This is a genomic window from Streptomyces sp. NPDC006197 (assembly GCF_040613865.1).
Taxonomy (GTDB): domain Bacteria; phylum Actinomycetota; class Actinomycetes; order Streptomycetales; family Streptomycetaceae; genus Streptomyces.
This window is the reverse complement of the sequence record NZ_JBEXSZ010000009.1, coordinates 95,534-105,565: the sequence shown is the minus strand read 5'-3', so window position 1 is coordinate 105,565 and position 10,032 is coordinate 95,534. Positions and strand designations below refer to the sequence as shown.

The 10,032-nt window shown below is 72.5% G+C and carries 9 protein-coding genes; 2 read left to right on the top strand and 7 right to left on the bottom strand.

Annotated features, from left to right (window positions below; genetic code table 11):
• Positions 1-370 (bottom strand): hypothetical protein (locus tag ABZ318_RS04875; protein WP_356901073.1); only part of this gene is annotated, 370 nt, incomplete at its 3' end.
• A 344-nt stretch (positions 371-714) separates the two neighbouring features.
• On the opposite strand from ABZ318_RS04875, the gene ABZ318_RS04870 reads away from it, so the two are divergent.
• Positions 715-1,449: a MerR family transcriptional regulator gene (locus tag ABZ318_RS04870; RefSeq protein WP_356901072.1), complete on the top strand. Its 735-nt coding sequence runs from the start codon at positions 715-717 to the stop codon at positions 1,447-1,449.
• Here the strand turns inward: ABZ318_RS04870 and ABZ318_RS04865 are convergent.
• From ABZ318_RS04865 to ABZ318_RS04850, 4 genes are read right to left on the bottom strand one after another with little or no spacing between them, the layout of a single operon-like run.
• On the bottom strand, positions 1,436-3,610 hold the full coding sequence (locus ABZ318_RS04865) for a 3-hydroxyacyl-CoA dehydrogenase NAD-binding domain-containing protein (protein ID WP_356901071.1): 2,175 nt from the start codon (positions 3,608-3,610) through the stop codon (positions 1,436-1,438). The genes ABZ318_RS04870 and ABZ318_RS04865 overlap by 14 nt on opposite strands.
• 40 nt (positions 3,611-3,650) lie before the next feature.
• Positions 3,651-4,865: an acetyl-CoA C-acetyltransferase gene (locus tag ABZ318_RS04860; protein WP_356901070.1), complete on the bottom strand. Its 1,215-nt coding sequence runs from the start codon at positions 4,863-4,865 to the stop codon at positions 3,651-3,653.
• Positions 4,866-4,911: 46 nt separating this feature from the next.
• Positions 4,912-6,063 (bottom strand): acyl-CoA dehydrogenase family protein, encoded by a 1,152-nt coding sequence (locus ABZ318_RS04855; protein WP_356901069.1) that lies wholly within the window; start codon positions 6,061-6,063, stop codon positions 4,912-4,914.
• Positions 6,060-7,208 carry a CaiB/BaiF CoA-transferase family protein gene (locus ABZ318_RS04850; RefSeq protein ID WP_356901068.1) on the bottom strand — a complete coding sequence of 383 codons (1,149 nt, stop codon included), beginning with the start codon at positions 7,206-7,208 and terminating at the stop codon, positions 6,060-6,062. Before ABZ318_RS04850 ends, ABZ318_RS04855 begins: the two co-directional genes overlap by 4 nt.
• A 233-nt stretch (positions 7,209-7,441) precedes the next feature.
• On the opposite strand from ABZ318_RS04850, the gene ABZ318_RS04845 reads away from it, so the two are divergent.
• Entirely contained in the window at positions 7,442-8,647 is a 1,206-nt protein-coding gene (locus ABZ318_RS04845) for a saccharopine dehydrogenase NADP-binding domain-containing protein (protein ID WP_356901067.1), read from the top strand.
• Between the two features lie 76 nt (positions 8,648-8,723).
• On the opposite strand, the gene ABZ318_RS04840 is transcribed toward ABZ318_RS04845, so the two are convergent.
• Positions 8,724-9,092: a VOC family protein gene (locus ABZ318_RS04840; protein ID WP_356901066.1), complete on the bottom strand. Its 369-nt coding sequence runs from the start codon at positions 9,090-9,092 to the stop codon at positions 8,724-8,726.
• Between the two features lie 178 nt (positions 9,093-9,270).
• Positions 9,271-9,975: an endonuclease V gene (locus ABZ318_RS04835; protein WP_356901065.1), complete on the bottom strand. Its 705-nt coding sequence runs from the start codon at positions 9,973-9,975 to the stop codon at positions 9,271-9,273.
• Positions 9,976-10,032: the final 57 nt, after the last annotated feature.

Genomic DNA, 10,032 nt, shown 5'->3' with positions numbered 1-10,032 from the left:
ACCAGTGGCAGGCCGACACCGAGAACGGCACCCTCACCGAGGTCTTCGCCTGCGGCACCGCCGCCGTCATCACCCCGGTCGGACTGGTCACCTCGGCGAGCAGCCGGCGGCAGACGGTCGCCAGCTCCGCCGTCCCGGCCGTCAGGTCGACGACCACCTCCGTACGGGCCGGGGCGGTCGTCCCCCCGTCCAGGATCCGCCCGGCCCGCAGCAGGGCCCGGTCCTTCCCCCCGGTCGGGGCGAGGCTGATCCACCGGCGCACGTGCTCGCCCCGGATCACCACACCGCCGCCCCGCTCCCGGTAGACGGTGTGCTCCCGCCACAGGACTCCGGCCAACTCGTCGGCGGTCTCCCTGAGTTGCGCGTACATCTGACTCCCCCTGCTCCCGATCCCCCGATTCGAACAGCCGCCGACTCTAGCCCGCCCGGCCGAACACTCCCACGACGCCCCGCCCCGACGCCCGTTACCCACCGAAGTCGTACACACTGACCGGTATCCCCCGCTCCACGAGCCGCCGCGCCCCCATTGTGGGCAGTCGTTCCGCTGGGGCGAGGGGGGTCCCCCCTGCTCGAGCGGGACGATTGCCCACACGGCGTGCGGTCGCGTCCCCCCCGGACGTACGTGATCCCGTTCATGACGATCACGCTACGACCTCCCACTGACAGTCGCGCGGCTCTTTTACACCAGTGGTGAGACAGCAATACTGTTGAACCATGGAGCAGGGGAGCGACGCGCAGGAGCCCGTGTACACCGTGGACGAGTTGGCCGCGCGGGCCGGGGTCACGGTGCGGACCGTGCGGTTCTACGGGACCCGGGGGCTGCTGCCGCCGCCCGTCATCGGGGCCCGGCGGGTCGGGCACTACGGGGCCGATCATCTGTCGCGGCTCGCGCTGATCGAGGAGCTCCAGCGGCAGGGCATGACGCTGGCCGCCATCGAGCGGTACCTGGAGCAGCTGCCGGCCGACCTGAGCGCGCAGGACCTCGCCATCCACCGGGCCCTCGTGGCCTCGTGGGCGCCCGAGTCCGCCGAGACGATCACCCGGCGCGAGCTGGAGCGGCGGGCCGGGCGGGCGCTGACCGGGCGGGACGTGGACCGGCTGGCCGCGATGGGCGTGCTCGACCGGACCGACGAGGACGACACGTACCGCCTCGACGGGGCGCTGCTTCGGCTCGGGGTCGAGCTGCTCGACGTGCCCATCGAGCACGAGACGATCCTCGCCTCCCGGACCGTGCTCCTGGAGCACGCGCGCGCGGCCGCCCAGGAGCTCTCCCGGCTCTTCCGGGACGAGGTGTGGAGCCCGTACCGGGAGAGCGGGGAGGACCCGGACCACCTGAGCGCGATGAAGTCGCTCTCGGCGCACATGCAGCCGATGGTGGTCCAGGCCCTCCTCACCGCCTTTCAGCGGTCGCTGAGCGAGGAGTTGCGGACCGCGTTCAGGCGTCCGTGAAGGTCTCGCCCCGCTCCGCCTTCTCCACCAGGAGCGCCGGCGGGGCGAACCGCTCGCCGTACGTCTGTGCCAGCTCGCGCGCGCGGGCGACGAAGCCGGCCACACCGCCCTCGTAGCCGTTGATGTACTGGAGGATGCCGCCGGTCCAGGCCGGGAAGCCGATGCCCATGATCGAGCCGATGTTGGCGTCGGCGACGGAGGTCAGGACGCCCTCCTCCAGGAGCCGGACGGTGTCCAGGGCCTCGGAGAACAGCATCCGCTCCTGCATGTCGCGGAAGGGGATCTCGTACCCCGGCTTCGTGAAGTGCTCGCGCAGCCCCGGCCAGAGCTTCCCGCGCTTGCCGTCCTCCCCGTACTCGTAGAAGCCCGCGCCGCCGCTGCGGCCGGGGCGGCCGAACTCGTCGACCATGCGGTCGATGACGGCCTCGCCCGGGTGGGTGACCCAGGTGCCGCCCTCCTCCTCGACCGCCTTCTTCGTCTCGTTGCGGATCTTGCGCGGGAGGGTGAGGGTCAGCTCGTCCATGAGGGAGAGGACCTTCGCCGGGTAGCCGGCCTGGGCGGCGGCCTGCTCGATCGAGGCGGGCTCGATGCCCTCGCCGACCATGGCGACGCCCTCGTTGATGAAGTGGCCGATCACCCGCGAGGTGAAGAAGCCGCGCGAGTCGTTGACGACGATCGGCGTCTTGTTGATCTGGCGGACCAGGTCGAAGGCGCGGGCCAGCGCCTCGTCGCCGGTCCGCTCGCCCTTGATGATCTCGACGAGCGGCATCTTGTCGACGGGCGAGAAGAAGTGCAGGCCGATGAAGTCGGCCTGGCGCTCGACGCCCTCGGCGAGGACCGAGATGGGGAGGGTGGAGGTGTTGGAGCAGAGCAGCGCGTCGGGGGCCACCACGTGCTCGATCTCCTGGAAGACCTTGTGCTTGAGCGCGGTGTCCTCGAAGACCGCCTCGATGACCGCGTCGCAGCCGGCCAGGTCCGCCACGTCGGCGGTGGGCGTGATGCGGGCGAGGAGGGCGTCGGCCTTCTCCTGGGTGGTGCGGCCCCGGGAGACGGCCTTGGCGCAGAGCTTCTCGGAGTAGCCCTTGCCCTTGGCGGCGGACTCGGCGGAGACGTCCTTGAGGACGACCTCGATACCGGCGCGGGCGCAGGAGTACGCGATACCGGCGCCCATCATGCCGGCGCCGAGGACGGCGACCTTGCGGACCTGCCGCCTCTCCACGTCCTTCGGGCGGCTCGCGCCCGAGTTCACCGCCTGGAGGTCGAAGAAGAACGCCTGGATCATGTTCTTCGCGGTCTGGCCGATGACCAGCTCGGTGAAGTAGCGGCTCTCGATGGTCAGGGCGGTCTCGAAGTCGACCTGGGAGCCCTCGACGGCGGCGGCCATGATGGCCTTCGGCGCCGGGTAGGGGGCGCCGTTCAGCTGCTTGCGCAGGTTGGCCGGGAAGGCCGGCAGGTTGGCGGCGAACTTCGGGTTCGACGGGGTGCCGCCGGGGATGCGGTGGCCGGGGACGTCCCAGGGCTGGTGGGACTCCGGGTGGGCGTCGATGAAGGCGATGGCCTTGGCCATCATCTCCTCGGCGGTGGCGGCCACCTCGTGCACGAGGCCGTTGTCCAGGGCGCGCTTCGGGTTGTACTGGGTGCCCTGGAGCAGCACCTTGAGGAGGGCGTCGGTGATGCCCATGAGGCGCACGGTGCGGGCGACGCCACCACCGCCCGGCAGCAGGCCGAGGGTGACCTCGGGCAGGCCGATCTTGGAGCCGGGCGCGTCGAGGGCGACGCGGTGGTGGGAGGCGAGGGCGATCTCGTAGCCGCCGCCGAGCGCGGCGCCGTTGATCGCGGCGACGACCGGCTTGCCGAGGGTCTCGATGCGGCGCAGCGCGTTCTTGATCTCGATGGCGGTGTCGAAGATGTCCTGGGCGTGCTCGGGGCCCGCCTGGACCATGTCCTTGAGGTCGCCGCCGGCGAAGAAGGTCTTCTTCGCGGAGGTGTAGATGATGCCGCGGATGGAGTCCTTCTCGGCCTCCACGCGGTCGGCGATCGCGGTGATCGAGGCCCGGAAGGCCTGGTTCATGGTGTTGGCGGACTGGTTGGGGTCGTCGAGGACGAGGGTGACGATCCCGGTCTCGTCCTGCTCCCAGCGGATGGTGGTGCTCTCGCTCATGTCTGCTGCTTCTCCGTGAGTAAGGGGTGCGGACGGGACGTCAGACGCGCTCGACGACGGTGGCGATGCCCATGCCGCCGCCCACGCAGAGGGTGGCGAGGCCGTAGCGCTTGTCCTGGCGCTCCAGCTCGTCGACGAGGGTGCCGAGGATCATCGCGCCGGTGGCGCCGAGCGGGTGGCCGAGCGCGATGGCGCCGCCGTTGACGTTGACCTTGTCCAGGGAGATGCCCATGTCCTTGACGAAGCGCAGGACGACGGCCGCGAAGGCCTCGTTGATCTCGACGAGGTCGATGTCGTCGATGGTGAGGCCCGCCTTGGCGAGGGCCTTGCGGGTGGCCGGGGCGGGGCCGGTGAGCATGATGGTCGGCTCGGAGCCGGAGACGGCGGCCGAGACGATCCGGGCGCGCGGCCTCAGACCGTACCGCTCGCCGACCTCCTTGGAGCCGACGGCGACGAGGGACGCGCCGTCGACGATGCCGGAGGAGTTGCCCGCGTGGTGGACGTGGTCGATCTCCTCGACCCAGTGGTACTTCTGCAGGGCGACCGCGTCGAAGCCGCCGAGTTCGCCGATGTCCTTGAAGGAGGGCTTGAGACGGGCGAGGGAGTCGGCGGTGGTGCCGGGGCGCAGGAACTCGTCGTGGTCGAGGACGGTGAGTCCGGCGCGGTCCTTGACGGGGACGATCGAGCGGGCGAAGCGGCCGTCCTTGACGGCGGCCGCGGCGCGCTCCTGGGAGAGGGCGGCGTACTCGTCGACGTCGCGGCGGCTGAAGCCCTCGATGGTGGCGATGAGGTCGGCGCCGATGCCCTGGGGGACGAAGTTGGTCGCCAGGTTGGTCATCGGGTCGGCGAACCAGGCGCCGCCGTCGGAGGCCATCGGCACCCGGGACATGGACTCGACGCCGCCGGCGAGGACGAGGTCCTCCCAGCCGGAGCGGACCTTCATCGCGGCCATGTTGACCGCTTCGAGGCCGGAGGCGCAGAAGCGGTTCTCCTGGACGCCGGCGACGGTGTCGGGCAGGCCGGCGGCGATGGCGGCGATCCGGGCGATGTCGGAGCCCTGGTCGCCGACCGGGCCGACGACTCCGAGGACGATGTCGTCGACGGCGGCCGGGTCGAGCCCGGGGTTGCGGGCCTGGATCTCCCGGATGAGGCCGACGACCAGGTCGATGGGCTTGGTGCCGTGCAGGGAGCCGTTGGCCTTGCCGCGTCCGCGCGGGGTGCGGATCGCGTCGTACACGTACGCTTCGGTGCTCACGGGAAGCCTTTCGCGATGAGGGTTCTTCGAGGGGTGCGGGACGGGGTCAGCCAAGGAGGGAACGGCCGATGATCTCCTTCATGATCTCCGTCGTACCGCCGTAGATGGTCTGGATCCGGCCGTCGGTGTAGGCGCGTGCGACCGGGAATTCGCTCATGTAGCCGTATCCCCCGTGCAGTTGCAGGCAGCGGTCGGCGACCCGCTTCTGGAGTTCGGTCGCCCACCACTTGGCCATGGAGGCGTTGACGGGGTCGAGCCCGAGGCCGGTCGGGTCGGCGTGCTCCGCGATGCACCGGTCGACGAACGTGCGGGTGACCGCGCACTCGGTGGCCATCTCCGCGATCTCGAAGCGCACGTGCTGGAGCTTGGCGAGCGGCCGGCCGAAGGCCTCGCGCTCCTTCACGTACCGCGTCGTGAGCTCCAGGAGGTGCTCGGCGCCGGCGATGCCGGCGACGGCGATGGCGAGGCGCTCCTGGGCGAGGTTGGTCATGAGGTGGACGAAGGCGCCGTTGAGCTCGCCGAGCAGGTTCTCCTTCGGGACGCGGACGTCGGTGAAGAAGAGTTCGGCGGTGTCCTGGGACTTCTGGCCGATCTTGTCGAGGTTGCGGCCGCGCTCGAAGCCCTCCGTGCCCCGCTCGACGACGAGGAGCGAGAGTCCGTGCGCACCGCCCTCGGGCGTGGTCCGGGCGACGACGATCACCAGGTCGGCGAGGATGCCGTTGGAGATGAAGGTCTTGGAGCCGTTGAGGATCCAGTGGTCGCCGTGGTCCTCGGCGGTGGTGCGGATGCCCTGGAGGTCGGAGCCGGCGCCGGGTTCCGTCATGGCGATGGCGCTGATGAGCTCGCCGGAGCAGAAGCCGGGCAGCCAGCGCCGCTTCTGCTCGTCGGTGGCGAGCTTGGTGAGGTACGGGCCGATGATGTCGTTGTGCAGGCCGATGGCGAGGCCGGGGGCCGCCGCCTTGGTGAACTCCTCGGCGAGGACGGAGGCGTACCGGAAGTCGGGGTTGCCGCCGCCCCCGTACTCCTCCTCGACCGCGAGCCCGAGGAGGCCCTGCCGGCCGGCGGCGAGCCAGGCCTCGCGGGAGACGATGCCGTCCTTCTCCCACTGCGCGTAGTGCGGCAGCACCTCCTTCTCCAGGAAGGTGCGGACGGTGGCCCGGAAGGCCTCGTGGTCCTCGGTGTAGAGGGTGCGCTTCATGCGGTCTTCGACTCCTGGGTGTGCAGGGCGGGTACGGCCCAGTCGCGGGCGACCTCGGCGGTGTCGGCACCGGGCAGGGCGGGGCTCGTGCGGAGGGTGCCGGGGGTGGCGGAGAAGCGGGGCGCGGGGGCGGGCTGGGCGATGCCGTCCCGCTCGGTGAAGGTGGCGCGGGCCTTGAGGTGCGGGTGAGCCGGTGCCTCACGAAGGGAGAGGACGGGAGCGACACAGGCGTCGGTGCCCTCGAAGACGGACGTCCACTCCTCGCGGGTACGGCTCCGGAAGCGGTCGGCGACGGCCTTGCGCAGTTCGGGCCAGCGGGCGAGGTCGTGGCGGGCGGCCGCGACGTCCTCGACGCCGAGGAGGCGGACGAACTCGGCGTAGAACCGCTCCTCCAGGGCGCCGACCGCCATGTGTCCGCCGTCGGAGGTCTCGTACACGCCGTAGAAGGGGCAGCCGCCGTCGAGCAGGTTGACGCCCCTGCGGTCCTGCCAGCCGCCGGCCGCGAGCATGCCGTGGATCATGGTGGTGAGGTGCGCGGTGCCGTCGACGATGGCGGCGTCGACGACCTGTCCCTCGCCGTGCGTCCGGGCGTGCTGGAGGGCGGCGAGGACGCCGATGACGAGGTAGAGGGAGCCGCCCGCGTAGTCGCCGACGAGGTTGGCGGGGATGGTGGGCGGGCCGTCCGGGTCGGGGCCGAACATGCCGAGGGCACCGGTGATCGCGATGTACCCGATGTCGTGTCCGGCGGTCGGGGCGAGCGGACCGTCCTGGCCCCAGCCGGTCATCCGGCCGTAGACGAGGCGCGGGTTGCGGGCGAGGCAGGCCTCGGGGCCGACGCCGAGGCGTTCGGCGACGCCGGGCCGGTAGCCCTCGACGAGGACGTCGGCCCGCTCGACGAGGTCGAGCACGGTGGCGGGGCCGTCCTCGGCCTTGAGGTCGACAAGGACGGAGCGCTTGTTGCGGTTGGTGAGGTCGCGGGCGGGGTCGATGCCGATGCCGGCGCCGCCGGGGCGGTCGACGCGGACGACGTCGGCGCCGAGGTCGGCGAGGAGCATGGCGGCGAAGGGGCCGGGCCCGATCCCGGCGAGTTCGACCACGCGCACGCCCGAGAGCGGGCCGTTGCGGGCGGTGTGCGGCGTGCTCATCGAGCCCCCAGGAGTGTGTGACACCAATGATGTAACACCGGAGATGCTAGGAACGTGTTCCACTCGGCACAAGCCCCCGGGCCGAGCAAGCGCTTGGAAATTCCGGAGGCGCGCGGTCCGGGGTCCGTCTTCCGGATCGGGCCGGATCCGGGCGTGGGGACCCGCCCCCGGTTCCGCTATCCTCCGCCGACGACAACCGCGCGGCGGCGCGGTACGGCCGAGATGAGGGCTTGATGGAGACAGGGGCGGGCGTGGGGCGCGAGACCGGAACCAGGCCGTACGACGTGGTCCTCTTCGGGGCGACCGGCTTCGTGGGCGAGCTCACCGCGGAGTATCTGGCCGAGCACGCCCCCGCGGACTGCCGCTGGGCGCTCGCCGGGCGCAGCCTCGGCAAGCTGGAGGCCCTGCGGGACCGGCTGGCCGCCGGACGCCCGCGGCTCGCCGCCCTGCCGCTGGTCGTCGCCGACTCCGCCGATCCCGGCTCGCTGCGCGGACTCGCCGAGTCCGCGCGGGTGGTGGCGACCACGGTCGGCCCGTACGTCTGGCACGGGGAGGGGCTGGTCGCGGCCTGCGCGGAGGCGGGCACCGACTATCTGGACCTGACGGGCGAGGCCGAGTTCGTGGACCTCATGTTCGTACGGCACGACGCGCGCGCCCGGGAGACCGGCGCCCGGATCGTGCACGCCTGCGGCTTCGACTCCGTCCCGCACGACCTGGGCGTGTACTTCACCGTCCGGCAGCTGCCGGAGGACGTACCGCTGCGCGTCGACGGCTTCGTCCGGGCGGGGGCCGCCTTCTCCGGCGGCACCTTCGCCTCGGCGCTGACCGCGTTCGGCCGGGGCCGGCAGATCCTGCGGGCCGCGCACGAGCGGCGGCTGCACGAACCGCGCCTCGTGGGCCGCCGGGCCCGTGCGCCCCTCGGCGGGCCGAGGTTCAGCCGGGAGACGGGCACCTGGGCACTGCCGCTGCCGACGCTCGACCCGCAGGTGGTGGCCCGCTCGGCCGCCGCCCTCGACCGCTACGGACCGGACTTCCGCTACCGGCACTACGCCTCCGTGAAGACCCTCCCGATGGCCCTGGGCGGTACCGCCGCCATCGGCGCGAGCGTCGCCGCCGCCCAACTGCCGCCGGTCCGCTCGTGGCTGATGGGGCGTTACTCGTCGGGTCAGGGCCCGTCGGCCGAGCGCCGCGCCCGCAGCTGGTTCTCGGTGCGGTTCGTCGGCGAGGGCGGCGGACGGCGGGTCTTCACCGAGGTCTCGGGCGGCGACCCGGGCTACGACGAGACGGCGAGGATGCTCGCCGAGGCGGCCCTCTGCCTCGCCTTCGACCCCCTGCCGAAGACCGCCGGCCAGGTGACGACGGCGGTGGCGATGGGCGACGCCCTCACGGACCGGCTCCAGGCGGCGGGCATCCGCTTCCGGGTGGCGCACCGGGGCTGAGGTCCGTCGCCGCCGGGCCGGACCACGGCGGTCCCCGCGCCCGTACGGGGTGGTTTCCGTCCCGCGGTGCGCGGGGTCAGGGGCGGACGAGGCGGAAGGGGTGGCCCGCCGGGTCCGCGTAGACGCGCCAGGAGAATGCCTCGCCCCCGTCGAGCGGGGTGGCCCCGAGCGCGAGCACGGCCGCGTGGGCGGCGGCCGGGTCCTCGACCCGTACGTCCAGGTGGAACTGCTGCTCGGGCGCGCCCCAGACGGGCGGACGGTGGTCGGCCACGCTCTGGAAGGCGAGCACCGGGCCGCCCTCGTCGCACAGCACGGCGGAGCCCTCGCCGACGGCGAGCGCCGGGTCGGGGCACTCGACCTCGCCGCCCAGCAACCCCTGGTAGAACAAGGCCAGTTCGCGGGCGTCCGGGCAGTCGAGCACGGCGCAGCGCAGGCGACCGATCATCCGAGCGTCCAGTCCGCGATGACGTACAGGACGGCGCAGGCCCAGGCGAGGGCACAGGCCCCGGCGACGGCGAGGGCGGCGGTGAGGCCGCGGGGTACGGGAATGCGAGCTGTCATGGACCCCACTCTGCCGTGGGGGTCCGACGACGGGCATCCGTACGGGTACTCACCCGGGATACTCAGACGGACCCGAGTGAGTCCTGTGCCTCCTTGAGCGCCTTGCGGCAGAGGGAGTCGGCGTGACGGGTGGTCTCGGGCACGCGGTAGCGCGGGGAGAGGCGCAGGGTGTGGGCGCAGGCGTTGTCGAGGGAGACGCGGTGGCCCACGGAGACGTAGACGGGTTTGACGCCGGCCTGGGTGCGCAGGGCCCTGCCGACCTCCTCCCCGTCGGCGAGGAGGGGGGCGAAGTCGCCGCGCGCTCCGCCTGGTTGGTCGTACGTGAAGGTGAAGGGGTTCTTGGCGACGCCGACGGACGGACGCCCGGTGAGCACCCCGAGGTGGCTGGCGAGGCCGAAGCGGCGGGGGTGGGCGAGGCCGTAGCCGTCGCAGACCAGCAGGCCGGGATCGGCGGTCAGGGCGTCGAGCGCGGCGAGCACGGTCGGGATCTCGCGGAAGGCGAGGAGGCCGGGGACGTACGGGAAGGAGACCCGGCCGACCGCCGTGGCCTCCTCCACCACGTCGAGGGTGCGCGCGTCGAGCACGACGGCCGCGGCGGCGACGAGGTCGCGCTCGTCGTCGTAGGCCACGTCGAGGCCGGTGACGTGCCCCTCCCCCGGCGGCGGCCCGCTCTCCCCGAGCACGAGCCGCCCCCGCAACTCCCGCTGCACGTCCCGCGCGGCGTCCTCGTCGGCGGGCCAGCCCGCCGGAATCTCGATGATCGTCATGATGGGCCCACCCTAGGGTGCCCCGTGGAGCGTACGCGGGACCGGCACCGGGCCGAA

Bases quoted from the DNA above. Each gene is read 5' to 3' on its own strand.
- ABZ318_RS04840 (WP_356901066.1), bottom strand. From the start codon at position 9,092: ATGATCGGTCGCCTGCGCTGCGCCGTGCTCGACTGCCCGGACGCCCGC.
- ABZ318_RS04865 (WP_356901071.1), bottom strand. From the start codon at position 3,610: ATGAGCGAGAGCACCACCATCCGCTGGGAGCAGGACGAGACCGGGATC.
- ABZ318_RS04850 (WP_356901068.1), bottom strand. From the start codon at position 7,208: ATGAGCACGCCGCACACCGCCCGCAACGGCCCGCTCTCGGGCGTGCGC.
- ABZ318_RS04845 (WP_356901067.1), top strand. From the start codon at position 7,442: ATGGAGACAGGGGCGGGCGTGGGGCGCGAGACCGGAACCAGGCCGTAC.
- ABZ318_RS04835 (WP_356901065.1), bottom strand. From the start codon at position 9,975: ATGACGATCATCGAGATTCCGGCGGGCTGGCCCGCCGACGAGGACGCC.
- ABZ318_RS04855 (WP_356901069.1), bottom strand. From the start codon at position 6,063: ATGAAGCGCACCCTCTACACCGAGGACCACGAGGCCTTCCGGGCCACC.
- ABZ318_RS04870 (WP_356901072.1), top strand. From the start codon at position 715: ATGGAGCAGGGGAGCGACGCGCAGGAGCCCGTGTACACCGTGGACGAG.